This is a genomic window from Mesorhizobium sp. AR02 (genome assembly GCF_024746835.1).
GTDB lineage: Bacteria > Pseudomonadota > Alphaproteobacteria > Rhizobiales > Rhizobiaceae > Mesorhizobium.
The window spans coordinates 2943635-2966394 of sequence record NZ_CP080531.1 but is presented as its reverse complement, the minus strand read 5'-3'; the positions used below and the strand labels follow the sequence as shown (position 1 = coordinate 2966394).

Annotated in this window: 27 protein-coding genes; 13 read left to right on the top strand and 14 right to left on the bottom strand. The window is 63.7% G+C overall.

Annotation, left to right across the window (positions count from 1 at the left end):
* Position 1: 1 nt before the first annotated feature.
* The 5 genes from sucD to mdh all read right to left on the bottom strand — a co-directional run bounded on the left by sucD (position 2) and on the right by mdh (position 4023).
* On the bottom strand, positions 2-904 hold the full coding sequence (sucD, locus tag DBIPINDM_RS18385; protein WP_027042853.1) for a succinate--CoA ligase subunit alpha: 903 nt from the start codon (positions 902-904) through the stop codon (positions 2-4).
* Between the two features lie 12 nt (positions 905-916).
* The gene (locus tag DBIPINDM_RS18380) at positions 917-1414 is read right to left on the bottom strand and encodes a DUF1579 domain-containing protein (RefSeq protein ID WP_258588565.1); all 498 of its coding nucleotides are present in this window, start codon (positions 1412-1414) and stop codon (positions 917-919) included.
* 2 nt (positions 1415-1416) lie between these two features.
* A complete protein-coding gene (locus tag DBIPINDM_RS18375; RefSeq protein ID WP_115141878.1) occupies positions 1417-1788 on the bottom strand; it encodes a cupin domain-containing protein in 372 nt (123 codons plus the stop codon).
* A 4-nt stretch (positions 1789-1792) separates the two neighbouring features.
* Complete coding sequence (sucC, locus tag DBIPINDM_RS18370; RefSeq protein WP_258588564.1) at positions 1793-2986, bottom strand: ADP-forming succinate--CoA ligase subunit beta; 1194 nt, start codon at positions 2984-2986, stop codon at positions 1793-1795.
* 68 nt (positions 2987-3054) lie between these two features.
* Positions 3055-4023, bottom strand: coding sequence for a malate dehydrogenase (gene mdh, locus DBIPINDM_RS18365; protein ID WP_258588563.1), 969 nt, complete (start codon positions 4021-4023; stop codon positions 3055-3057).
* 235 nt (positions 4024-4258) lie between these two features.
* On the opposite strand from mdh, the gene DBIPINDM_RS18360 reads away from it, so the two are divergent.
* From DBIPINDM_RS18360 to DBIPINDM_RS18350, 3 genes are read left to right on the top strand one after another with little or no spacing between them, the layout of a single operon-like run.
* Positions 4259-4441 carry a hypothetical protein gene (locus DBIPINDM_RS18360; RefSeq protein ID WP_258588562.1) on the top strand — a complete coding sequence of 61 codons (183 nt, stop codon included), beginning with the start codon at positions 4259-4261 and terminating at the stop codon, positions 4439-4441.
* The gene (locus DBIPINDM_RS18355; protein ID WP_258588561.1) at positions 4429-4680 is read left to right on the top strand and encodes a GNAT family N-acetyltransferase; all 252 of its coding nucleotides are present in this window, start codon (positions 4429-4431) and stop codon (positions 4678-4680) included. Before DBIPINDM_RS18360 ends, DBIPINDM_RS18355 begins: the two co-directional genes overlap by 13 nt.
* Positions 4681-4718: 38 nt before the next feature.
* Positions 4719-5057 carry a hypothetical protein gene (locus DBIPINDM_RS18350; protein WP_258588560.1) on the top strand — a complete coding sequence of 113 codons (339 nt, stop codon included), beginning with the start codon at positions 4719-4721 and terminating at the stop codon, positions 5055-5057.
* 5 nt (positions 5058-5062) lie between these two features.
* Here DBIPINDM_RS18350 and zapE read toward each other — a convergent pair whose 3' ends face one another.
* Both zapE and DBIPINDM_RS18340 read right to left on the bottom strand, forming a co-directional pair.
* Positions 5063-6286 (bottom strand): cell division protein ZapE, encoded by a 1224-nt coding sequence (gene zapE / locus DBIPINDM_RS18345; RefSeq protein ID WP_258589294.1) that lies wholly within the window; start codon positions 6284-6286, stop codon positions 5063-5065.
* Positions 6287-6367: 81 nt separating this feature from the next.
* Positions 6368-6907, bottom strand: coding sequence for a protease inhibitor Inh/omp19 family protein (locus tag DBIPINDM_RS18340; RefSeq protein WP_258588559.1), 540 nt, complete (start codon positions 6905-6907; stop codon positions 6368-6370).
* Positions 6908-7187: 280 nt separating this feature from the next.
* Here DBIPINDM_RS18340 and DBIPINDM_RS18335 point away from each other — a divergent pair, with 280 nt between their 5' ends.
* From DBIPINDM_RS18335 to DBIPINDM_RS18300, 8 genes are all read left to right on the top strand, one after another.
* Positions 7188-8207 (top strand): MBL fold metallo-hydrolase, encoded by a 1020-nt coding sequence (locus tag DBIPINDM_RS18335; RefSeq protein WP_258588558.1) that lies wholly within the window; start codon positions 7188-7190, stop codon positions 8205-8207.
* Positions 8208-8275: 68 nt separating this feature from the next.
* Entirely contained in the window at positions 8276-8842 is a 567-nt protein-coding gene (locus DBIPINDM_RS18330) for a hypothetical protein (RefSeq protein ID WP_258588557.1), read from the top strand.
* 156 nt (positions 8843-8998) lie between these two features.
* Positions 8999-9883: a diaminopimelate epimerase gene (gene dapF, locus DBIPINDM_RS18325; RefSeq protein ID WP_258588556.1), complete on the top strand. Its 885-nt coding sequence runs from the start codon at positions 8999-9001 to the stop codon at positions 9881-9883.
* On the top strand, positions 9883-11223 hold the full coding sequence (mtaB, locus tag DBIPINDM_RS18320) for a tRNA (N(6)-L-threonylcarbamoyladenosine(37)-C(2))-methylthiotransferase MtaB (protein WP_258588555.1): 1341 nt from the start codon (positions 9883-9885) through the stop codon (positions 11221-11223). Before dapF ends, mtaB begins: the two co-directional genes overlap by 1 nt.
* 12 nt (positions 11224-11235) lie before the next feature.
* Positions 11236-13254, top strand: coding sequence for a signal recognition particle-docking protein FtsY (ftsY, locus tag DBIPINDM_RS18315; RefSeq protein WP_258588554.1), 2019 nt, complete (start codon positions 11236-11238; stop codon positions 13252-13254).
* A 45-nt stretch (positions 13255-13299) separates the two neighbouring features.
* Positions 13300-13974, top strand: coding sequence for a septation protein A (locus DBIPINDM_RS18310; protein ID WP_258588553.1), 675 nt, complete (start codon positions 13300-13302; stop codon positions 13972-13974).
* Positions 13975-14040: 66 nt separating this feature from the next.
* The gene (locus DBIPINDM_RS18305; protein WP_258588552.1) at positions 14041-14661 is read left to right on the top strand and encodes a pyridoxamine 5'-phosphate oxidase family protein; all 621 of its coding nucleotides are present in this window, start codon (positions 14041-14043) and stop codon (positions 14659-14661) included.
* Between the two features lie 41 nt (positions 14662-14702).
* Positions 14703-15230, top strand: a complete 528-nt coding sequence (locus DBIPINDM_RS18300) for an NADPH-dependent FMN reductase (RefSeq protein ID WP_258588551.1) — start codon at positions 14703-14705, stop codon at positions 15228-15230.
* Between the two features lie 204 nt (positions 15231-15434).
* Here the strand turns inward: DBIPINDM_RS18300 and DBIPINDM_RS18295 are convergent, their stop codons facing one another.
* Entirely contained in the window at positions 15435-15641 is a 207-nt protein-coding gene (locus DBIPINDM_RS18295) for a tautomerase family protein (protein WP_010912352.1), read from the bottom strand.
* 162 nt (positions 15642-15803) lie between these two features.
* Positions 15804-16724 carry an SMP-30/gluconolactonase/LRE family protein gene (locus DBIPINDM_RS18290; protein WP_258588550.1) on the bottom strand — a complete coding sequence of 307 codons (921 nt, stop codon included), beginning with the start codon at positions 16722-16724 and terminating at the stop codon, positions 15804-15806.
* A 296-nt stretch (positions 16725-17020) separates the two neighbouring features.
* Between DBIPINDM_RS18290 and DBIPINDM_RS18285 the strand changes: the two genes are divergently transcribed.
* The gene (locus tag DBIPINDM_RS18285) at positions 17021-17188 is read left to right on the top strand and encodes a hypothetical protein (RefSeq protein ID WP_258588549.1); all 168 of its coding nucleotides are present in this window, start codon (positions 17021-17023) and stop codon (positions 17186-17188) included.
* 195 nt (positions 17189-17383) lie between these two features.
* Here DBIPINDM_RS18285 and DBIPINDM_RS18280 read toward each other — a convergent pair whose 3' ends face one another.
* From DBIPINDM_RS18280 to ccmA, 5 genes are all read right to left on the bottom strand, one after another.
* Positions 17384-17962 (bottom strand): DsbE family thiol:disulfide interchange protein, encoded by a 579-nt coding sequence (locus DBIPINDM_RS18280; protein WP_258588548.1) that lies wholly within the window; start codon positions 17960-17962, stop codon positions 17384-17386.
* Complete coding sequence (gene ccmD, locus DBIPINDM_RS18275; protein ID WP_258588547.1) at positions 17959-18132, bottom strand: heme exporter protein CcmD; 174 nt, start codon at positions 18130-18132, stop codon at positions 17959-17961. The genes DBIPINDM_RS18280 and ccmD overlap by 4 nt, the downstream gene beginning before the upstream one ends.
* Positions 18129-18266 carry a hypothetical protein gene (locus tag DBIPINDM_RS18270; RefSeq protein WP_258588546.1) on the bottom strand — a complete coding sequence of 46 codons (138 nt, stop codon included), beginning with the start codon at positions 18264-18266 and terminating at the stop codon, positions 18129-18131. The genes ccmD and DBIPINDM_RS18270 overlap by 4 nt, the downstream gene beginning before the upstream one ends.
* The gene (ccmB, locus tag DBIPINDM_RS18265) at positions 18266-18931 is read right to left on the bottom strand and encodes a heme exporter protein CcmB (RefSeq protein WP_258588545.1); all 666 of its coding nucleotides are present in this window, start codon (positions 18929-18931) and stop codon (positions 18266-18268) included. The genes DBIPINDM_RS18270 and ccmB overlap by 1 nt, the downstream gene beginning before the upstream one ends.
* A 61-nt stretch (positions 18932-18992) precedes the next feature.
* The gene (ccmA, locus tag DBIPINDM_RS18260; protein ID WP_258588544.1) at positions 18993-19655 is read right to left on the bottom strand and encodes a heme ABC exporter ATP-binding protein CcmA; all 663 of its coding nucleotides are present in this window, start codon (positions 19653-19655) and stop codon (positions 18993-18995) included.
* Between the two features lie 285 nt (positions 19656-19940).
* Between ccmA and acnA the strand changes: the two genes are divergently transcribed.
* Positions 19941-22631 (top strand): aconitate hydratase AcnA, encoded by a 2691-nt coding sequence (gene acnA / locus DBIPINDM_RS18255; RefSeq protein ID WP_258588543.1) that lies wholly within the window; start codon positions 19941-19943, stop codon positions 22629-22631.
* The last annotated feature ends 129 nt before the right edge of the window (positions 22632-22760 follow it).

Below are 22760 nucleotides of genomic sequence, written 5' to 3'. Positions count from 1 at the left end.
CTTAACCCTTGATCGCCTCGACCAAGGTCGTGCCCAGCCGTGCCGGCGAGGGCGAAACTTTTATCCCGGCCGATTCCATCGCCGCGATCTTGTCCTCGGCGCCGCCTTTGCCGCCGGAGATGACCGCGCCCGCATGGCCCATGGTGCGGCCCGCCGGCGCGGTGCGCCCGGCGATGAAGCCGGCCATCGGCTTCTTGCGGCCACGTTTGGCTTCGTCCTTGAGGAACTGCGCGGCGTCTTCCTCGGCCGAACCGCCGATCTCGCCGATCATGATGATCGACTTGGTCTCGTCGTCGGCGAGGAACATCTCGAGCACATCGATGAATTCGGTGCCCTTGACAGGGTCGCCGCCAATGCCGACGGCGGTGGTCTGGCCGAGGCCGACATTGGTGGTCTGGAACACTGCCTCATAGGTAAGCGTTCCCGAGCGCGAAACAACGCCGACCGAGCCCTTGCGAAAGATGTTGCCGGGCATGATGCCGATCTTGCATTCATTGGGGGTGAGCACGCCCGGGCAGTTCGGGCCGATCAGCCGTGAGGTCGAGCGGTCGAGCCGCGCCTTGACCTTGATCATGTCCATCACCGGAATGCCCTCGGTGATGCAGATGATCAGCGGGATTTCCGCTTCGATCGCTTCCAGGATCGCTTCGGCGGCACCCGCAGGCGGCACATAGACAACCGACGCATTGGCGCCGGTCTTTTCCTTGCCCTCGGCGACGGTGGCGAAGATCGGCAGGCTCTCGCCCTTCGACCCGGTCCAGGTCTCGCCACCCTTCTTGGGGTGGATGCCACCCACCATCTTGGTGCCGTGGTAGGCCAGCGCCTGTTCGGTGTGGAACGTGCCGGTCTTGCCGGTCAGGCCCTGCACCAGCACCTTGGTGTTCTTGTCGACGAGAATGGACATCGGAGCCCTTTTCTAAAAACCGTTGATCGAGGAAGGCGAGACGCGCTTGTAGACGCCGCTCACCATGTCTTGCCATGCATCGCTGCCGGCAGGTTTGAAATGCAATCGCATGCGGTAGATGTCGGCATCGTCAAAAATATACGTCACGCGCGCGGACCCGCGCGGCGACGACCGCTCCAGAATGAGTTCGTCGCCGTTCCAGACACCGGACGCAGGCGATGCTGGAACAAAGCCCATCGAATCAAACTGATGCATGGTGACAACGCTGTTTTGCTGGTCGAAGCCGAACACGTTGTGCGACCCGAACGAAATCGTGCCGTCGCGGCGCTGGCGATAGCGCTGCACCACGAACAGGCCCCCGAACTGCGCCTCGGCCAGCACGTCCGAAGTCGCTGCGCCGCCATCGGCCCATTGTGTGTCCGCCACCTCTTCCTCGCCGCGCCACGCGCCGACCAGCGCCTGCAAGCGCTGGTGATCGGCGGAAAGCGAGGAGAAGGAAGCCGCGTTCATGGTCAGAGCCGCTTCAGGTCGGTGACGGTCAGATCGCTCTTGGCGTTGCCGGTGTTGAGCGTCGTCGCCGGCTCGAACATCAACACCACGGGCTCGGCGGTGAGCGACCGCGGCCGATGCTCGACGCCACGCGGCACGACGATGAAATCGCCCTCGCCGAGTTCGACCGGACCGTCGCGAAAATCGATGGCGATGCGCCCGCGCAGCACGAGAAAAGCCTCGTCCTCATGCTCATGCGCATGCCAGTCGAAAATCTCGCCGAACTTGGCGACCTTCGCCTGGCTGTCATTGACGTCGCCGGCGATATGCGGATCGAAGACCTTGCTGATCTTTTGATCCGCCGCTTCGACGAGATTTATCTTGCGCGGAGGCACAGGCTCAGCCCTTCACCGCCGCCACGATCTTCTTGGCCGCATCGTCGAGATCATCCGCCGACACCACGTTCAAGCCGCTGTCGTTGATGATCTTCTTGCCGAGTTCGGCATTGGTGCCCTCAAGGCGCACCACCAGCGGCACTTTCAGGCCGACTTCCTTGACCGCGGCGATCACGCCCTCGGCGATGATGTCGCACTTCATGATGCCGCCGAAGATGTTGATCAGTATGCCTTTGACCGCCGGATCCTTGGTGATGATCTTGAACGCCGCCGTCACTTTTTCCTTGGACGCGCCGCCGCCGACATCGAGGAAGTTGGCGGGCTCTGCGCCATAGAGCTTGATGATGTCCATCGTCGCCATGGCGAGGCCGGCGCCGTTGACCATGCAGCCGATATTGCCGTCGAGCGCGACATAGGCGAGGTCGTATTTCGACGCCTCGATCTCCTTCTCGTCCTCTTCGGTGGTGTCGCGCAGTTCGAGCACGTCGGGGTGGCGGAACAGCGCGTTGTTGTCGAACGACACCTTTGCGTCGAGCACGCGCAGCCGGCCGTTCTTCATGACGATCAGCGGGTTGACCTCGAGCAGGCTCATGTCCTTCTCGACAAAGGCCTTGTAGAGGATCGGGAACAGCGTATCGCCGTCCTTGGCCGCGTCGCCGTCGAGCTTCAGCGCGCCGTTGAGCGCCTTCAGATCGGCCGATGTGACACCCTTTTCCGGGTCGATGGCGACGGTGATGATCTTTTCCGGTGTGTCATGCGCGACCGCCTCGATGTCCATGCCGCCTTCGGTCGAGACGACGAAGGCAACACGGCCGACCGAGCGATCGACCAGGATCGACAGATAAAGCTCGCGCTCGATGTCGGCGCCGTCCTCGATATAGAGACGATTGACCTGCTTGCCGGCCGGGCCGGTCTGCTTGGTCACCAGCGTGTGCCCGAGCATCTCGTTGGCGTTGGCGACCACGTCGGCCACCGACTTCGCCAGCCGCACGCCGCCCTTGGCGTCGGGGCCGAGCTCCTTGAATTTACCCTTGCCGCGGCCGCCGGCATGGATCTGGCTCTTCACAACATAGAGCGGGCCGGGCAGCGCCTTGGCGGCGGCTTCCGCCTCGCTCGCCTTGAACACCGGCACGCCTTCGGCCACCGGCGCGCCAAAGCTCTTCAGCAGCGCCTTGCCTTGATATTCATGGATGTTCATTGGGAACTATCTCCAAGTCTTTTTTGCCAGGATTGCCGTTTTGCCGGGATTGACGTTTTGGCGGGGGTTCACTTCGAGGCGAGCTGCGGCGCGATCTTGACGCAGGCCTCGGTCAGGCCCTGCACGGTCGCCACCGAACTATCGAACATCTTCTGTTCGGTCTTGTTGAGGTCGATCTCGATGATGCGCTCGACGCCGCCGGCGCCGATCACCACGGGCACGCCGACATAGGTGCCCTTGACGCCGTACTGGCCGGAGAGGTGGGCGGCACACGGCAGCACGCGCTTCTTGTCCTTGAGATAGGCTTCTGCCATCTGGATCGCCGAGGCGGCCGGCGCGTAGTAGGCCGAGCCGGTCTTGAGCAGGCCGACGATCTCAGCGCCGCCGTCACGGGTGCGCTGCACGATCTGGTCGAGCCTCTCCTTCGAGGTCCAGCCCATCTTGACGAGATCGGGCAGCGGAATGCCCGATACCGTCGAATAACGGATCATCGGCACCATGGAATCGCCGTGGCCGCCGAGCACGAAGGCGGTGACGTCCTCGACCGAGACCTTGAATTCCTCGGCCAGGAAATAGCGGAAGCGCGCGCTGTCGAGCACGCCGGCCATGCCGACGACATGGGTCTTGGGCAGGCCGGAAAACTTCTGCAGTGCCCAGACCATGGCGTCGAGCGGGTTGGTGATGCAGATGACGAAGGCCTTCGGCGCGTACTTCTTCAGACCGGCGCCGACCTGTTCCATGACCTTGAGGTTGATGCCAAGCAGGTCGTCGCGGCTCATGCCCGGCTTGCGCGGCACGCCGGCGGTGACGATGCAGACATCCGCGCCCTCGATGCCGGCATAGTCGTTGACGCCGGTCAGCCGGGAGTCGAAACCATCGACCGGCGACGACTGCGCGATATCGAGCCCCTTGCCTTGCGGAATACCCTCGGCGATATCGAACAGAACCACGTCGCCGAGGTCCTTGAGGCCGATCATGTGAGCCAGCGTGCCGCCGATCATGCCCGAGCCGATAAGCGCTATCTTGTTGCGTGCCATGTGAGGATATTTTCCCTTTGTCTGTTACGGTGCCTCAAGTCTTTAGCGACTTGATGACGGCATCGAGGAAGAGGCCGGAATGCTGCGGAAACCCGCGAGATTTCGCCGCACCCAATAGCCCCGGTGCGAGATAAATTCAAACGATTATTTTGGAGTGAGCATTTTCAATCGGTTAGATGGGTTGGGACTTACGTAAACGTCAAAGTTTGTAAGCCGACTTGGGAGAAAGTACACCATGAAGGTGGAGATCATAAGACTTGAAGCCGGCGATGACGCCCTTGTGATGCGGGTCGACGAGGATGTGTTCGACGAGCCGGTCAGGCCGGATCGATTGGCAGTCTATCTCAGGCAACCAGGCCATTATTTCATGATCGTGGCCTTGGCTGACGATCTGGTTGTCGGACAATGGCGGCGGTGATCCACCGCCATCCCGACAAGGTCAGCGAACTCTACATCGACGAGGTCGGCGTATCGCCCGTATTCCAGCGCCAGGGCATTGCGCGAAAGACGCTCGACACGATGTTCGCGATCGGCAGGGAGCATGGCTGCGAAGAGGCCTGGGTCGGCACCGAGCCTGACAACGTCCCGGCCCGCGCGCTTTATGAGTCACGCGATTCGGTGGCCGAGCCGTTCGTGATGTATGTTTACAGGCTCTAGATCATTCGCTTTGCGGCCACGACAACAAGGAGTTAGCCATGACCGAAACAGAACCGCTCATTCTGCGTCGCTGGTCGTCCGTCATCCGCACGCGGGATCGCGCTGCCTATGCCGCCTATGTCGGGAGGACAGGGGGTCTTGATTACGCGGCCACGACAGGCAATCGCGGCTTCCAGATGCTTATGCGTGATCGTGGCGACGGCACGACGGAGATCGTCACATTGAGCTGGTGGTCATCAATGGACGCCGTGCGAGGCTTTGCCGGCGACGCACCGGAGCAGGCCCGCTACTATCCGGAAGATGATCGCTATCTCTTGGAGAAATCCGAATTCGTCGATCACTACACAGTTGTTGCCGGAACCTTGCCACTCGCCTGAAGGGCTCAGCCGATAGCGGCAGGGGGCTCGCCGTGCAGACCTTCGAACCTGTTCGCCGGATCCTTCGCCTTCCGCCGCTCCGCCCAATCCTCCAGCCAGTCGCGGCTCTGCATCTCGATCAGGCGTGAGGCCGTGCGTTCGAACTCGAACACCTCGACGCCGCGCTTGGCGACATAAAGCTCCTGCGGCGCGGCCTCGGCGCTCACCACCAGCCGCACATGATGGTCGTAGAGCGTGTCGATCAACAGGATGAAGCGCTTGGCCTCGTTGCGCTTGCCTTCGCCCAGCACCGGCACGTGATCGATGAAGATGGTCGAGAAGCGCCCGGCGATGGCCAGGAAATCGCGCGCGCCGTGCGGCTTTTCGCAGAGATCGGCGAAGGAAAACCGCGCCGCGTCGCCGGCGGCAGCCGGCACCACCACTTGCCGGCCCTTCAGCGTCAGCGACGTCGCGGCTGTCAGCACGCCGCTCGTCATCGTCCGCCAGGCCTCGTCGAGCGCCTGGTCGGCTGCCGCGTCGGCCGGCGTGACATAGACCGGCGTGCGGGCGAGCTTTTCCAGCCGGTAATCCTTGTCGCTGTCGAGCGACAGAATGTGGGTGTGCCGTTCCAGGATGCCGATGAACGGCAGGAACAGCTGGCGATTGAGCCCGTCGCGGTAGAGATTTTCCGGCGCCACGTTCGAGGTGGCGACCAGTACCACGCCATTGGCGAACAGCGCCGAAAACAGCCTGGACAGGATCATCGCGTCGGCGATGTCGGTGACCGAGAATTCGTCGAAGCAAAGCACCCAGGCCTGTTCGGCCAGTGCCTTGGCCACTGGCGGGATCGGATCGTCCTCCCTGGCGTCGCCATTCTTGCGCGCCTGCCGGTGTTTTTGGATACGGTCCTGTACATCGGCCATGAAGTCGTTGAAATGGACGCGGCGCTTGCGCCGGACCGGCAGCAGCTCGAAGAACATGTCCATCAGCATGGTCTTGCCGCGGCCGACGCCGCCATGGATGTAGAGGCCCCTGACGATGTCCCGCGTCTCGCGCTTGCGGGCAAACAGCCAGCCCAGCGCACTCGATTTGTGCGCCAGCCGCTTGGCCGAGATTTCATCGGTCAGCCGGTCGAGCGCGGCGGCGATGCGTTCCTGCGCCAAGTCGCGTTCGACCGCACCGGTTTCCACCAGATGGTCGTAGCGCTGCCTGACGGTCGCATGGGTCTGGAGGCCGTCACGCAGATGCATCGGTCCACGTCGTTTTTTCTTATGCATGTCGCTGTCCCGAAACCGGGACCTTTTGGACGACATGCACTAGGGAAGTCGGGCTTACCTTGTAAGCGAAATCGGCTGACCGTTGGAAGTCTGGCCGTCGAATTTCGAGCCGCCCGAGGAATAGAGCCGCGCCAGCGAGCCGCCATTCTCATCGTAAAGCGTCAGCTGCTTGCCGGCGACGTTCCACGACTTGATGCCGTCGATCGGCGCCGGGCAATGCAGCGGCCCGGCGCGGAAGCCGGCGCCGAACTTGGTCTGCGGCGTCGCGATCTTGCAGCTCTGGCCGGAAACGCTGGCGTTCCAGACACCGGCGACGCTTGCCGCGCTGAGATCCGAGGCGCCGGCGGGCGCCGAGCCGTCCGGCGGCAAGGACGCCACCTGCGTGTTCGCCGGTGCGGTCGGGAATTGCGACGGGTCGGTGGTGCCCGGTGAGGCCGGCGGCGGCAGCTGATTCGAGCTCACCTGGCCGGCAGGGGCCGGCTGCAACGGCGCCGGCCGCTGGTCGTCCATCGACGAGAAGCGTGAGGTCGAGCAGCCACTCGCAACCAGCGCCGCCAGCGATACGGCCACAAGGCCGCTTTTCGAAAAATTCATTCCAACCTCCGTCGGATCCGGCTGGGGGATGCCGTCCGCGCAATCTCACCTCCACCAAGATGGAGAAGGTGGCGAAATTTCAACCCGATATGGTTAAAATAGGGTTTGCGGCAAGATTTGTTGCAAATTTATCGCAATCAGGATGGGTCCGGCTGCTCGGTGCTCAGCCTCCGGGAGCCTAACCGACAAGTTCCCTCGCCTTTGCCATTTGGCCGCCAAATGCTTGCGCCAGCCGGCACAGGACTTATGTCTAGAGGCCGAAACCGCTGGAGCGCACACCTTGGCCGCGAGAAAGAAAGCTGCCAACCGCTATTACAGCGGTCCGCCCAGCGACCATTTCGATGGCACCTTGTTTTTCAATCCCGGCGGCCAGATGCCCGGCCGCTTCACCGATCTGCTGAAATGGCAGTTCAACGGCCAGCGCGCAAAATGGCCGATGACCAATCCAAGTCCCTTTCCGCAGGCCAGGCCGGCCGAACATGTCGAAGGTTCCAGGCTGATCGTGACCATGGTCGGTCACTCCGCGCTGCTGATCCAGACCGCCGGGCTGAACATTCTCACCGATCCTGTCTGGTCGCAGCGCACGTCGCCGTTTTCCTTCGCCGGGCCAAAACGCGTCAATCCGCCGGGCATCGCCTTTGACGATCTGCCGCCGGTCGACCTCGTGCTGGTCAGCCACAACCACTATGACCATCTCGACCTCACCACTCTGAAGCGGCTGAAGGAAAAGCACGATCCGCTGGTGGTGACGCCGCTCGGCAACGATGTCCTGATCGGCGAGGCGGTTCCCGATATGCGGCTATCGGCGCGTGACTGGGGCGACAGGGTTGAGATCGGCAATGGCGTTTTCGTCCACATCGAGCCGGCGCATCATTGGTCGGCGCGTGGCGCCCGAGACCGGCGCATGGCGCTGTGGGCCGGCTTCGTCATCGAGACGCCGGGCGGAAATATCTATTTCGCCGGTGATACCGGCTTTCACGACGGCATCAACTACCGGCTGATGGCCGGGAAGCACGGCGGCTTCCGCTTCGCCATCCTGCCGATCGGCGCCTATGAGCCACGCTGGTTCATGGCGCCGCAGCACCAGAACCCCAGGGAAGCGGTGCAAGGCATGAAGCTGTGTAATGCCACTTTCGCCGCCGGCTGCCACTGGGGCACTTTCCAACTCACCGACGAGCCAATGGACGAACCGGCCCGGAAACTGGCCGAGGCGCTTGAGGCAGAGGGCCTGCCGCAGGAGCGCTTTCGCGCCTTGCAGCCCGGCGAGGTCTGGGACGTACCGGAAATCGAACACGGCTGAAGTGCATTGGCCATTTACGGCACGATCATTTTCGCCGATGGTCCGGCCAGCAAAAAAGGGGACCTCAGATGAAATCGATCGTTGCAGCTCTGATGGCGCTGGCAATTTCGGCGCCGGCGGCTTTCGCAGGGGAAATCGCCGATCATGCCGCTGAAGCCGAAAAGGCGCTGCAAGCCGGCGATGGCGTCGGCGCACTGGAGAAATTCCGCAGCGCCGAGGAGGCATTGTGGCAAGCGATGCCGCTTGCCGTGCAGAACGTCAAACAGGTCGACTCGGCCGGCGGCTTCGGCATCTACAGCGAGCGCGCCAACCACATCTACAAGCCAGGCGAGAAGGTCGTGCTCTACATGGAACCGGTTGGCTATGGCTATGGCTCGGACGGCCTCGGCAACAGCCAGATCGCGCTTTCCGTCGACCTCACCGTGCTTTCGGACACGGGCGAAGCTCTGGGCACCTTCGAAAAGATCGGCAGCGTTCAGGTCGCTTCCCGCTCGCACAACCGCGAGCTGTTCTTCAAGCTCGACCTGTCCCTCGATGGTCTGCCGGCCGGCAAATACAAGTGCAATTTCCTCATGCATGACCAGAATTCGACCAAGACGGCGCCGGTCAGCACCGACATCGAGATCGCTGGCTAGGTCCAGGTCCTCGACAGGGACCGTTCGTTGGCGACTTCGAGATTGGCCGCCACGGTTTGCTTGGCATCTTCGCCGTGACGTAGAGCGGCTCCGCACTGGTAATTCCTGCCCGTTTCCGCCATATAGCGCCAAACGGACACGGAATTTCGCGGAGCAATGGCAAGCACGGCCCCTTTCGCCAAGATGAACGGCATCGGCAACGAGATCATCGTTGCCGATATGCGCGGCCGTGCCGACCAGGTGACGGCGGCGGCCGCCCTTGCGCTGAACGCCGATGCCGCGACCCGCTTCGACCAGATCATGGCGATCCATGATGCGAAGACGCCGGGCACTGCCTACTATGTCGACATCCTGAATTCGGACGGCACCAGTGCGCAGGCTTGCGGCAACGGCATGCGCTGCGTCGTCCAGGCGCTGGCCGCCGAGACCGGCCAAAAGACGTTTACCTTCGAGACCCGCGCCGGCATCCTCAACGCGCGTGAGCATGCCGATGGCTCGATCTCGGTCGACATGGGCATGCCGCATTTCGGCTGGCAGGAGATTCCGCTCGCCGAAGAATTCCGCGACACCCGCATGATCGAATTGCAGATCGGCCCGATCGATGCGCCGGTGCTGCATTCGCCCTCCGCCGTCTCGATGGGCAACCCGCACGCCATCTTCTGGGTCGACCGTGACGTCTGGTCCTATGAGCTCGAACGCTTCGGCCCGCTGCTTGAAAACCACCCGATCTTCCCCGAGCGCGCCAACATCACGATCGCGCAAGTGACGTCGCCCGAAACCATGATCATCCGCACCTGGGAGCGCGGCGCCGGCCTGACCAAGGCCTGCGGCTCGGCCTCCTGTGCCGCCGTGGTGGCCGCGGCCCGTACCAGGCGGACCGGTCGCAGCGTCAGCCTGCTGACGCCGGGCGGCGGCACGCTGCATGTCGAATGGCGCGACGACGACCACGTCATCCTGACCGGTGCTGCCGAATGGGAATTTTCCGGCAGTTTTGATCCCTCGACCGGCACGTGGGCGCGCGACACCGAAAGCGCGGCCTGATGTCGGTTGCTCTGTCCAAGAGCCCGGACTTCGACGGCTCCCTTTCCGAGGCCCCCAGCCGCATTGATGTGGTGACTTTCGGTTGCCGGCTGAACACCTATGAATCCGAGGTGATGCGGCGCGAAGCTGAAACCGCCGGGCTCGGCGCGCTGGAAGGCGGCACTGTGATCTTCAACACCTGCGCCGTCACCGGCGAGGCCGTGCGCCAAGCGAAACAGGCGATCCGCAAGGCGCGCCGCGACAACCCGCAGGCGCGCATCATCGTCACCGGCTGCGCCGCGCAGACCGAGCCGGAAAAATTCGCCGCCATGGACGAGGTCGATCTCGTGCTTGGCAATGAAGAGAAGCTCAAGGCACACTCCTACCGCGCGCTGCCGGATTTCGGCGTCAACGACACCGAGAAGGCCCGCGTCAACGACATTTTCTCGGTGCGCGAGACCGCCAGCCATATGGTCGATGCCATCGAGGGTCGCGCCCGCGCCTTCGTCCAGGTGCAGAATGGCTGCGACCACCGCTGCACCTTCTGCATCATCCCCTATGGCCGCGGCAATTCGCGCTCGGTGCCGATGGGCGCCGTGGTCGAACAGGTCAAGCGGCTGGCCGGCAACGGCTACGCCGAGATCGTGCTGACTGGTGTCGACATGACCAGCTTCGGCGCCGATCTGCCGGGCGCGCCGAAACTCGGCAAATTGGTGAAGACCATTCTGAAACAGGTGCCTGACGTGAAGCGGCTGCGGCTATCCTCGATCGATTCGATCGAGGCCGACGACGATCTGCTCGACGCCATCGCCACCGAGCCACGGCTGATGCCGCATCTGCATCTGTCGCTGCAATCGGGCGACGATATGATCCTGAAGCGCATGAAACGCCGCCATCTGCGCGACCAGTCGATCCGTTTCTGCGAGGACGTGCGCAAATTGCGCCCTGCAATCGTCTTCGGCGCCGACATCATCGCCGGCTTCCCGACTGAAACCGACGCCATGTTCGAGAACTCGGAAAAAATCGTCGAGGAATGTGGCCTGACCCATCTCCACGTCTTCCCGTTCAGCCCGCGCGAAGGCACGCCCGCCGCGCGCATGCCGCAGCTGCGCCGCGAAGTGGTCAAGCAGCGCGCCGCCCGGCTGCGCGCCGCCGGTGAGGCCGCGTATCGGCGGCATCTGTCCTCGCTGCCTGGAACACGTCAATCGATCCTGATCGAACGCGACGGCCTTGGCCGCACCGAAGGCTTCACGCTTGCCGCACTCGGCACGGGCGCGCCGGGCGAGATCGTCGAAGCGACAATTACTGGCCACGATGGTATCAGGCTGATCGCAGCCCCGCTTGCCGCACGCGCCGCCTGAGAAACGCAAAGCATGGCTGGTTTTTTCAAGAAGATATTTTCCTTCGGCAAGAAAGAGGTTGTCGAGGAGCGGATCGACGAGACCGCCCCGCTGCCGCCGATCAAATGGGACCAGCTCGATGCGCTGAAACCGGCGGCCGAACAGGTCGTTCCGGAGTTCTTGAAGCGCGACGAGGCGGAACCGGAGGCCGTGGCGGCACCCTCGGCTGAGCTGGCTCCTCACCCTCCCCTTGATGGGGAGGGTCGCCACGAAGTGGCGGGGAGGGGTGATGGCGCCGACGCCGGCGCCGATCACCCCCACCCCCAAGCTTCGCTTGGGACCTCCCCCATCGAGGGGGAGGTAAAGGACGCACTCGAGCCGGATGCAGTTCTCTCGCCGGAACCGGTGCCTGTCGAGGAACCCGCCCCAACCATCCCGCCCACGCCGGAGCCGACGGTTCCCGCCGAGCCAGAAATCCAGCCTGAGCCTGCCCCGGTCGAAGAACCTCGGCCGGTCGAGCCGGAAGCGCCTGTCGAGCCGCCGGCGCCCGAGGAAATCCCGGCACCCCCGGCCGCTCCGGAGCCTGCTCCCGAACCGCTGCCGCAAGAGGTGCCCCGACCCGCGCCCGCCCGGCCGGAGGTTGCCCCGCCACCTCCGGAGAAGTTGCCGGAACCGGCGCCGATCGAAGTGCCGGCCCCACCCGCCGAGATTCCAGCCGAACAGCCCGCGCCGGTCGAGGTGCCGCCACCGGCCGCGCCTGCCGCGCAGCCAGCTTCAAAGGCTGGCGCCGCCCCTCATCCGCCTGCCGGCACCTTCTCCCCGTATAGGGACGGGGAGAAGGAAGAAGCTTCTCACCCTCCCCTCGATGGGGAGGGTCGACGCGAAGCGGCGGGGCGGGGTGACAGCACCAACGTCGGCGCCAGCCACCCCCACCCCCAAGCTTCGCTTGGGACCTCCCCCATCGAGGGGGAGGTAAAGCCAGCGCCGACCGAAGCTAGATCTGCGCCGGTCGAGCCGCAGCCCATCCCGCCACCTGCCCCACACCCGGAGCCGAAACCCGCTCCCGGCAAGGTAACTGTCACCAAAAAGGTCGAACAGAAGGCCGAGCCGGTGAAGGCGCCGGAGCCGGTGCCGAGGCGCTCCTGGTTCCAGCGCATGCGGGACGGGCTCGCCCGTTCGTCGCGCGAACTCACCGGCAACATTGCCGGCGTCTTCACCAAGCGCAAGCTCGACGAGGAAACGCTGCAGGACCTGGAAGATGTGCTGATCCGCGCCGACCTCGGCATGGAAACGGCGCTTCGTATCACCGACGCGCTGGCCGCCAGCCGCTACGGCAAGGACGTCTCCGATACGGATGTCCGCACCGTCATGGCGGCCGAGGTTGAGAAGGTGCTGACCCCTGTCGCCCGGCCGCTGGAGCTCGATCTCTCGCACAAACCGCATGTCATCCTGGTGGTCGGCGTCAACGGCACCGGCAAGACCACGACGATCGGCAAGCTGGCGGCAAAACTGACCGATGGCGGCCTGTCGGTGATGCTCGCCGCCGGCGACACGTTTCGCGCCGCTGCGATCGAGCAATTGAAGATCTGGGGCGAGCGGACGAAATCGCCTGTTATCGCCTCCAAGATCGGCGCCGATGCCGCTGGCCTCGCCTATGACGCCTTCGAGAAGGCCAAGGAGGCCGGCTCCGACGTGCTGATCATCGACACCGCCGGGCGGCTGCAGAACAAGACCGAGCTGATGGCGGAACTGGAAAAGATCGTCCGCGTGCTCGGCAAGCTCGACCCGGAAGCGCCGCACACCGTGCTGCAGACGGTCGACGCCACCACCGGCCAGAACGCACTCAACCAGGTCGAGATCTTCCGCAACATCGCCGGCGTCAACGGCCTGGTGATGACCAAGCTGGACGGCACGGCGCGCGGCGGTATTCTGGTGGCGATCGCGGCAAAGCACAAATTGCCGGTCTATTTCATCGGCGTCGGCGAACAGGTCGACGACCTCGAACCTTTCTCGGCAAGCGAATTCGCCAGGGCGATCGCTGGAGTGGCGTAACGGCATGATCCCTTTTCAACGGGACCGTGCGTAAGAAGGAAGATCATGAACCCACCCATTCTCGAACGCGATCCGTCCGACCCGCAGAAAGAGAAGAAGGAAGGCGTCAATCCCGTGCTCAAGCTGGTGCTGGAGCTCGGGCCCTTGCTGGTCTTCTTCTTCGCCAATGCGCGCGGCGAATGGCTGGTGCAGAAATTCCCTGTTCTCAGCCAATTCGGCGGTCCGATCTTCGTCGCCACCGGCCTGTTCATGGCTGCCACGGCCATCGCGCTGATCGCCTCATGGCTGCTGACGCGCACCTTGCCGATCATGCCGATGGTTTCGGGCGTCGTCGTCTTCATCTTCGGCGCGCTGACGCTCTATCTGCAGGACGACATCTTCATCAAGATGAAGCCGACCATCGTCAACACGCTGTTCGGCGGCGTGCTGCTCGGCGGCCTGTTCTTCGGCAGGTCGCTGCTCGGCTATGTCTTCGATTCCGCCTTCAAGCTCGATGCCGAAGGCTGGCGAAAACTCACCTTCCGCTGGGGCCTGTTCTTTATCTTCCTGGCCGTCGTCAACGAAGTGGTGTGGCGCAATTTTTCCACCGACGCCTGGGTTACCTTCAAGGTCTGGGGCATCATGCCGATCACGCTTCTGTTCACCTTCAGCCAGATGCCGCTGATCCTGCATCATTCGCTGGACGACAAGGCAAGCGGGGAAGAAAAGGCCGGCAAGTAAAGCAATTCCAGGAAAAGTGTGAAGCGGTTTTCCGTCCGGAATTGCGTCAAACAAAGGGGGAGAGCCATGGAATTCGTCACCACGCGCGAGGAATTGCGGACGATCTACAAGACGCCGCGCCCGACCGACGGCTCGATCCGCAAGGAACTGAAGGCGCTGGACGGGCACTGCCGATCCTTCATCGGCAAGAGCCCGTTCGTGCTGATCGGTTCCTCCGACGGCGAAGGCAATGCCGACGTGACGCCGAAGGGTGACAAGCCCGGCTTCGCCGCCATTCTCGACGACCGGACCATCGCCATCCCCGACCGGCCCGGCAACAACCGGCTGGATACGCTGGAGAACATCCTGCGCAATCCCTCGGTCGGGCTGCTCTTCCTCATCCCCGGCATGAACGAGACGCTGCGCGTCAATGGCGATGCCCGCATCACCGTCGATGCCGGTTTGCGCGAGCGCCTGGCCGTCGACGGCAAGGAGCCGCAAAGCGTCATCGTCGTCGCCGTCAAGGCAGCCTACATGCATTGCGCCAAGGCCTTCATGCGCTCCGACCTATGGAAGCCGGACACATGGTACGACCGCGCCACGCTGCCGACACTCGGCCAGATCCTGCGTGACCAGCTGGCGCTCGCCGATTCCGTCGAGGCGACCGATCGCTGGCTCGACGACGATTACAAGCAGACCATGTGGTAGGCTTTTGCGGACACGATTCGTCCGAAACGGCCTCACCCACTATGCTGAACATCCTCGCCATCTCCGGCAGCCTGCGGGCGGCCTCCACCAATTCGGCCCTGGTCGCGGCACTGGCGCGCAACGCGCCACCTGGCTGTCGCGTCACCGTCTATGACGGGCTCGGCCGCCTGCCGATCTTCAACCCCGACGACGAGGGCGAGCGGACACCGGACGAAGCGGCGGACCTGATCGATGCCGTCACCAGCGCCGACGGCGTCATCGTCTCCTGTCCCGAATATGCCCATGGCGTGCCGGGCGGGCTGAAGAACGCGCTCGACTGGCTGGTCTCGCGCGACGCCGCCGTCGCCAAGCCGGCCATGCTGGCCCACGCCTCGCCGCGCTCGCTGTTCGCCCGCGCCGCTTTGGCCGAGATCATGCGAACGATGTCGTTCGCGCTTTATCAGGGCGGGCTGGAGATTGCCCTGCTGGGGAAGAAGCCGCCGGAGGTGGAGGCTATTTTGGCTGAGCCCGCGAATGTGCTGGCGATGCGCGATGCGCTGTCTGCTTTCGCGGAGTTTATCCGCAGGTAAACATGAGGTCGTCATCCTAGGGCGGAGCAAGGAGCGAAGCGACGCGGCGCAGACCCTAGGATCCATGCCGTTACGCTAAAGCGTTGTAATCATTACAGAATTCTGCACTGCAGCATTCCACGTCGGAGGTCACGGCATGGATCCTCGGGTCAAGCCCGAGGATGACGAAGGAAGGGTGCGCCCGCACTCGAACGTCGCAACGCCCTACCCCTTCCGCAGCGTCTCGACATCGGTCTTGCCGACATACCAGTCGCGGGCGTTGACCTCTTCGAAAACCACCCAGACATCGTCATTGCCGAGTCCGGTCGCCTCCATGATGGCTGCCGTGACTTTCTTGGCGATATCAGCCTTCTTGCCTGCCGGATCGGCGGCGATCACTTCCTTGACGATGCGGATGTTGACGAATGGCATGACGCCCTCCCCTTGAATTGTCTCTGATACCGCCGGCAGATGGTTTCGAAATTCGCTCTGGCGAATCGCATGGCGGCGGTGCCGGCAACCGTAGCGCGGCAGGCGCTGCGGTTATACGCAGAAACGCCATCAAGGGTCGCCAGAGAAGCGTTTCGAGCAGCCTCAAAAAGTCTTGGCCCCATTCACCATCAGCCGCACCGAATAGAGCGAGGTGGTGCCGGCGATATAGAGACAGTTCAGCTTGGCGCCGCCGAACACGCAATTGGCGGTCACTTCGGGCACCTTGACCTTGCCGATCAGCGTGCCGTCCGGATCGTAGCAATGGATGCCATCGGCAGCGCTCGTCCAGATGCGTCCGTCCGCGTCGAGCCGGAAACCGTCGAACAGGCCGGCGGTGCAGTCGGCGAAGACCTTGCCGCCGGAAACCTTCTTGCCGTGCTTGCCGACGTTGAACACCCGCATATGCGCCGGGTTCTCAGCGCCATGCGTGCGACCGGTGTCGACGACGTAGAGCAGGCTCTCGTCCAGCGAGAAGGCAAGCCCGTTGGGTCTTACCATGTCGGTGATGACGGCCTCGACTTCGCCGGTATCGGGATCGACGCGGTAGACATAACAGGCGCCAATCTCGCTCTCGGCCTTGTCGCCCTCATAGTCGGTGTCGATGCCGTAGCTCGGGTCGGTGAACCAGATCGAGCCGTCGGACCTGACCACCGCGTCGTTGGGCGAGTTCAGCCGCTTGCCCTTCCATTTGGCGGCGATGGTGGTGACGGAGCCGTCATGCTCGGTGCGGCTGACGCGGCGGCCCGAATGCTCGCAAGTGACCAGCCGGCCCTGCCGGTCGACGGTGTTGCCGTTGGAATTGCCCGACGGCTGGCGGAAGACACTGACGCTGCCATCCGTCTCGTCATAGCGCAGCATGCGGTTGTTCGGAATGTCGGACCAGACGACGTAGCGCCCGGCGGCGAACCAGGCCGGCCCTTCCGCCCAGCGGCATCCGGTGAACAGCTTGTCCACTTGCGCGCTGCCGTTGAACAGGCGCGCGAAACGCGGATCGAGAATTTCATAATAGTCTGCGGCCGCCATGCATTTCCTCCCGGCATCACGTGACGCCGGATCAAGCCAGCCCGCGCTCGATCTGGCAAGATGGCTCCCTCGCAATTTGTATGACAAAATGGACAGGAAGCCACCGTGCGGCCATGTCCGGCCCCGCGACCGTCCAACACGACGTGCCTTAGGACTCGATTAACCGGCTATGCGCTGCGTGCAATGGTGCATTGCAACATCTTCTTTTTGCAATGCACCATTCCTATGTCATGTTCCGTATTGACCAAGGGAGGAAGAAACCCGCCGCCAGAATGCGGCACGAAAGGACCCTTGCTATGATCTTCAACGATCTCATGAACCGCGCTCGCAGCAGCATCGCCAAGCGCAAGCACTACAACCGCCTCGTCGCCGAAATCGACAGCTTCACCAGCCGCGATCTGGCCGACATGCGCGCCGACCGCTCGGAAATGCTCTACCAGATCCACAAGCAGATCTACGGCTGATCTTTTCAGTCGGTTTTCCGGACAGCGGGGCACTGCCCCCTCACCCAGATTGCCAAACCGAATTGCAAGGGCAATTCGGGCAATCCGACCTCTCCCCGAGGGGAGAGGAGGGAGCCGGCACGAGCCCCAGCCTCTTCTCCCCTCGGGGAGAAGGTGGCCGCGTAGCGGCCGGATGAGGGGGCTTAGCACTGCCGCCTAACCCGGAACCGCCAGCGCCTTGTCGATCTGCGGCAGCAAGAGATCCCTTGCCGACTCCGCCGTCAGCGGGCCGACATGCTTGTAGGCGATCTTGCCATCCTTGCCGATGATGAAGGTTTCCGGCACGCCATAGACACCCCAGTCGATCGCCGTGCGGCCGGCTTCGTCGACGCCGATGGCCTGGAACGGATTGCCGAGATCGCCGAGGAACCGGCGGGCGTTTTCCGGCCGGTCCTTGTAGTTCAGCGCCGCCATCACGAACCGCTTGTCCTGCGACAGCGCCAGCAGCACCGGATGCTCTTCCCGGCAGGGCGCGCACCATGACGCAAACACATTGACCAGCGTGACCTTGCCGGCAAACGCCCTGGAATCAAGCCCCGGCAGGTTTGACCCCTCCAGCGCCGGCAAATTGGTCTGCGGCGCCGGCAGCCCGATCAGCGCCGACGGCACTTCCGAGACATCGCGCCCCGACAGCAGCTGCGACAGGAACAGGCCTGCAAGGCCGAGGAAGACCAGCAGCGGCAAAAGCACGAACAGGCGGCGACTGGGTGTCGGCGGTGTTTCGGTTTCGCTCACGGCTTTACCGTCCCGGCCTTGTCCGACCGCCGCCGCACGCCGGCCGCCTCAAGTTCGGCGAGCTCGCGCTTGCAGGCCCTCTGGTCGAACAGAATCCAGCCGATCAGCCCGGCCAGCACGACCGCCGTGATGCCATAGGCCGCGGTGACATAGAGCGCATGCGCGCTCATGCGGGCCGCTCCATCGCCGTATCCTTTTCCAGTCGGATCTTTTCGCCGTGCTCGTTCATGGCCTTCCTTAGCTTCGCGCCATCGGCTTCGCAATCGGACGCCGCGTCGCGGCCTCTAGGCTTGTGCGCCTGCATCAATCCGTTCCATGCCGCAGCGCCAGCGCTGCCGAGACCGGTCCCAGCACCGCAAGAAACAGCGTCAGCGCGGCAAGAATGAGGAAGGGCTGCAGGAAGGGGTCGGGATTGGCCGTCGCGCCATAGCTCGCCGAAACGCCGAAGATCAGCACCGGTATGGTCAGCGGCAGCACCAGCACAGAGATCAGCAGCCCACCGCGCGGCAGCGCCACTGCAACGGCAGCACCCGCCGCGCCGATGAAGGTGATCGCCGGCGTGCCGACCAGCAGCGTCAGCGCCGTGGCGCCGATGGCGAGCGGCTCCATGTTCATGAACAGGCCGAGCAAGGGGGCGGCGATGACCAGCGGCAGCACGCTCCCCGCCCAATGCGCCAGGCATTTCACCAATACGGTCAGCGCCAGCATGTGCCGGTCGTTGCCGAGCACCAGGAGATCGAGCGAACCATCCTCGCGGTCGGCCTGGAACAGCCGGTCAAGCCCGAGCAGGCAGGACAGCAGCGCGCCGATCCACAGGATCGCCGGACCGATGCGGGCAAGCAGCTTCAGGTCCGGCCCGACGCCGAAGGGAATGGTGGCGATGACGGCGAGGAAGAAGATGACGCCGGTCAAAGCGCCGCCGCCAGCGCGGATGTTGAGGCGGATGTCGCGGGCGAAGAGGGCTAGCACTTCACCCTCCCCCTTGTGGGGAGGGTCGGCGCGCAGCGCCGGGGTGGGGGAGCGGCGGTCCTCATGAGAGACCCCCACCCCGCTCCGCTTCGCGGATCGACCCTCCCCACAAGGGGGAGGGTGAGGAGCCCATCACCAACGCCTTCGCCGCCTCGATCCCCAGCGGCAGATGCGTCGCCGCGACAATCATCCCGCCCCCAGCACAATGCTTCGTCATCAGCCCCGCAAACCGCACCTCCGAAGCCTTGTCCAACCCCGCGGTCGGCTCATCAAGCAGCCACAGCGGCCTATGGCTGACCAAAAGCTTGGCGATCGCGGCGCGGCGCCGCTGGCCGGTTGAGAGATAGCCGAACGGCAGATGGCCGATGCCGCCCAGCCCGACCGTCTCCAGCGCCTCATCGACGCTCGAATCTCCGCCGCCATTGAAGTCGCGCCAGAAGCGCAGATTCTCCGCCACACTCAGTGCCGTCTTCATCGCATTCTGGTGGCCAAGGTAGTGACCGGCCGAAGCGATCGACGGAAACGCCTCGCCGCCGCCTTCAATCTGCACGCGGCCCTCCGCCACCGGCAGCAGCCCGGCAATGACTCTCAATAGGGTCGATTTGCCTGATCCATTCGGCCCGGTGACAACCAGCGCCTGGCCATCCCCGAGGTCAAAGCCAACCCCAGAAAAAACCGCCTCGCCGCCACGTTCGCCGCCCAGATTTTCGGCGATAAGCCGCATCCCTCGCCTGCCCTGAAAACAATGTTTCGCGAGCGCTGCCGCATCGCACAAATTTGCTCTCCGACTGTCTAGAACTATTCCAGAAAATTCTCTATATGCGGTGCATCCGTGCCAGCGGTCGGCGCGGGAACAGAATTTGCGCCGAACCAGCGCACGCGCCGCCTTGAACGGCTCGGGTTGCTTGGGAACGGACAGCGGAAATGGCCGTACCCGCACCTTTGCGCGTGATTGCATGCCATCGGCGTCCGTTCCCTTTCAGGCTGAACAGACAAGGACGGATCGCACGTGTCAAAATCCCTCGATAGTTTCAATTGCCGCCGCACCCTGACCGCAGGCGGCACCGAATATGGCTATTTCGACCTCATCGAGGCCGAGAAGAACGGCCTCACCGGTATTGCCCAGCTGCCCTATTCGATGAAGGTGCTGCTGGAGAACCTTTTGCGCAATGAGGACGGCCGCTCCGTCACCAAGGAATCAATCCAGGCGGTGGCCGGCTGGCTGACCGACAAGGGCACCGCCGGCGTCGAGATCGCCTATCGCCCGGCCCGCGTGCTGATGCAGGATTTCACCGGCGTTCCGGCTGTGGTCGATCTGGCCGCCATGCGCGACGCCATGGCCTCGCTCGGCGGCGACCCGCAGAAGATCAACCCGCTGGTGCCCGTCGATCTGGTCATCGACCATTCCGTCATCGTCGACGAGTTCGGCACGCCGCTGGCCTTCGCCCGCAATGTCGAGCTCGAATATGAGCGCAACGAGGAGCGCTACAAGTTCCTGAAATGGGGCCAGCAGGCGTTCCGCAACTTCCGCGTCGTGCCGCCCGGCACCGGCATCTGCCACCAGGTCAACCTCGAATATCTCGGCCAGGTCGTCTGGACCAACACCGAGGACGGCGAAACGACAGCCTATCCCGACACCTGCGTCGGCACCGATTCGCACACCACCATGATCAACGGCCTTGGTGTGCTCGGCTGGGGCGTCGGCGGCATCGAGGCCGAGGCGGCCATGCTCGGCCAGCCCGTCTCCATGCTTCTGCCCGAAGTGATTGGCTTCCGCCTCACCGGCAAATTGAAAGAAGGCGTCACCGCCACCGACCTCGTGCTCACCGTCACCCAGATGCTGCGCAAGAAGGGCGTCGTCGGCAAGTTCGTCGAGTTCTTCGGTCCTGGCCTGTCCAACATGACGCTGGCCGATCGCGCCACCATCGGCAATATGGCGCCCGAATATGGCGCAACCTGCGGCTTCTTCCCGGTCGATTCGGAAACCATCCGCTACCTGACGATGTCCGGCCGCGAGGAAAGCCGCATCGCGCTGGTCGAGGCCTATTCCAAGGCGCAAGGCATGTGGCGCGAAGCGGGCTCCGCCGACCCGGTCTTCACCGACCTGCTCGAACTGGAACTCGGCAGCGTCGTGCCGTCGATGGCCGGCCCCAAGCGCCCCGAGGGCCGTGTCGCGCTCGAAGGCATTCCGGCCGGTTTCGCCAAGGCGATGGAGACCGAATACAAGAAGGCGGCTGAAATCTCCAAGCGCTACGCCGTCGAAGGCACCGACCATGACCTCGGCCATGGCGACGTCGTCATCGCCGCCATCACCTCGTGCACCAACACCTCGAACCCGAGCGTGCTGATCGGTGCAGGCCTCTTGGCCCGCAACGCCAACCGCCTCGGCCTCAAGCAGAAGCCGTGGGTGAAGACCTCGCTCGCCCCCGGCAGCCAGGTCGTGGCTGAATACCTCGAAAAATCCGGCCTGCAGAAGGAGCTCGACCAGATCGGCTTCAACCTGGTCGGCTTCGGCTGCACCACCTGCATCGGCAATTCCGGGCCGCTGCCGGCGCCGATCTCGAAAACCATCAACGACAAGGGCCTGATCGCCGCGGCGGTCTTGTCCGGCAACCGCAACTTCGAAGGCCGCGTCTCGCCCGACGTGCAGGCGAACTACCTGGCGTCGCCGCCGCTGGTCGTCGCCCATGCGCTCGCTGGAACCGTCACCAAGGACCTGACCACCGAGCCGCTCGGCGAGGACAAGAACGGCAATCCGGTCTACCTCAAGGATATCTGGCCGAGTTCGGCCGAGATCCAGGAGTTCATCGAGAAGAACGTCACCCGCGAGCTGTTCGCCCGCAAATATGCCGACGTCTTCAAGGGCGACGAGCACTGGCAGAAGGTGCAGGCGCCGGAAGGCCAGACCTATGCCTGGGACGACAATTCGACCTATGTGCAGAACCCGCCCTATTTCGCGGGGATGACTGCCGGTTTCGGCAAGATCGGCGACATCAAGGGCGCCCGCGTGCTCGGCCTGTTCGGCGACAAGATCACCACCGACCACATCTCGCCGGCGGGTTCGATCAAGGCCGCTTCGCCAGCCGGCAAATACCTCACCGACCATGGTGTCGGCGTCGCCGACTTCAACCAGTACGGCACGCGGCGCGGCAATCATGAGGTGATGATGCGCGGCACCTTCGCCAACATCCGCATCCGCAACCACATGCTGGGCGAGAATGGCCGCGAGGGCGGCTACACCATCCACTATCCCACGAAAGAAGAGGAATCGATCTACGACGCGGCGATGGAGTACAAGAAGGAAGGCGTGCCGCTGGTCATCTTCGCCGGCGTCGAATACGGCAACGGCTCGTCGCGCGACTGGGCGGCCAAGGGCACCAACCTGCTTGGCGTCCGCGCGGTCATCGCCCAGTCCTTCGAGCGCATCCATCGCTCGAACCTGGTCGGCATGGGCGTCATCCCCTTCGTCTTCGAGGAAGGCACCTCCTGGGCCTCGCTCAACCTCAAGGGTGACGAACTGGTCGAGATCGACGGGCTGAGCGCCATCAAGCCGCGCCAGACGATGACCGCCAAGGTCACCTATGGCGACGGCACGGTGAAGAACGTGCCGATCATCTGCCGCATCGATACGCTGGACGAGCTCGACTACTTCAAGAACGGCGGCATTTTGCAATACGTGCTGCGCGATCTGGCAGCGTAGTAAGGGAATAAGGCAGTAGGGCAAGGAAGTCATCTCCCTACTGCCCTACTGCCCTACTGCCCTACTGCCCTACTGCCCTACTGCCCTACTGCCCTACTGCCCTACTGCCCTCCTGCCCTCCTGCCCTCC

Coding starts and splice junctions, on each gene's coding strand:
- sucD (WP_027042853.1), bottom strand. CDS start 904: ATGTCCATTCTCGTCGACAAGAACACCAAGGTGCTGGTGCAGGGCCTG.
- DBIPINDM_RS18380 (WP_258588565.1), bottom strand. CDS start 1,414: ATGAACGCGGCTTCCTTCTCCTCGCTTTCCGCCGATCACCAGCGCTTG.
- sucC (WP_258588564.1), bottom strand. CDS start 2,986: ATGAACATCCATGAATATCAAGGCAAGGCGCTGCTGAAGAGCTTTGGC.
- mdh (WP_258588563.1), bottom strand. CDS start 4,023: ATGGCACGCAACAAGATAGCGCTTATCGGCTCGGGCATGATCGGCGGC.
- DBIPINDM_RS18360 (WP_258588562.1), top strand. CDS start 4,259: ATGAAGGTGGAGATCATAAGACTTGAAGCCGGCGATGACGCCCTTGTG.
- DBIPINDM_RS18355 (WP_258588561.1), top strand. CDS start 4,429: ATGGCGGCGGTGATCCACCGCCATCCCGACAAGGTCAGCGAACTCTAC.
- DBIPINDM_RS18350 (WP_258588560.1), top strand. CDS start 4,719: ATGACCGAAACAGAACCGCTCATTCTGCGTCGCTGGTCGTCCGTCATC.
- zapE (WP_258589294.1), bottom strand. CDS start 6,286: ATGCATCTGCGTGACGGCCTCCAGACCCATGCGACCGTCAGGCAGCGC.
- DBIPINDM_RS18340 (WP_258588559.1), bottom strand. CDS start 6,907: ATGAATTTTTCGAAAAGCGGCCTTGTGGCCGTATCGCTGGCGGCGCTG.
- DBIPINDM_RS18330 (WP_258588557.1), top strand. CDS start 8,276: ATGAAATCGATCGTTGCAGCTCTGATGGCGCTGGCAATTTCGGCGCCG.
- dapF (WP_258588556.1), top strand. CDS start 8,999: ATGGCAAGCACGGCCCCTTTCGCCAAGATGAACGGCATCGGCAACGAG.
- mtaB (WP_258588555.1), top strand. CDS start 9,883: ATGTCGGTTGCTCTGTCCAAGAGCCCGGACTTCGACGGCTCCCTTTCC.
- ftsY (WP_258588554.1), top strand. CDS start 11,236: ATGGCTGGTTTTTTCAAGAAGATATTTTCCTTCGGCAAGAAAGAGGTT.
- DBIPINDM_RS18310 (WP_258588553.1), top strand. CDS start 13,300: ATGAACCCACCCATTCTCGAACGCGATCCGTCCGACCCGCAGAAAGAG.
- DBIPINDM_RS18305 (WP_258588552.1), top strand. CDS start 14,041: ATGGAATTCGTCACCACGCGCGAGGAATTGCGGACGATCTACAAGACG.
- DBIPINDM_RS18300 (WP_258588551.1), top strand. CDS start 14,703: ATGCTGAACATCCTCGCCATCTCCGGCAGCCTGCGGGCGGCCTCCACC.
- DBIPINDM_RS18295 (WP_010912352.1), bottom strand. CDS start 15,641: ATGCCATTCGTCAACATCCGCATCGTCAAGGAAGTGATCGCCGCCGAT.
- DBIPINDM_RS18290 (WP_258588550.1), bottom strand. CDS start 16,724: ATGGCGGCCGCAGACTATTATGAAATTCTCGATCCGCGTTTCGCGCGC.
- DBIPINDM_RS18285 (WP_258588549.1), top strand. CDS start 17,021: ATGATCTTCAACGATCTCATGAACCGCGCTCGCAGCAGCATCGCCAAG.
- ccmD (WP_258588547.1), bottom strand. CDS start 18,132: ATGAGCGCGCATGCGCTCTATGTCACCGCGGCCTATGGCATCACGGCG.
- DBIPINDM_RS18270 (WP_258588546.1), bottom strand. CDS start 18,266: ATGCAGGCGCACAAGCCTAGAGGCCGCGACGCGGCGTCCGATTGCGAA.
- ccmA (WP_258588544.1), bottom strand. CDS start 19,655: ATGCGGCTTATCGCCGAAAATCTGGGCGGCGAACGTGGCGGCGAGGCG.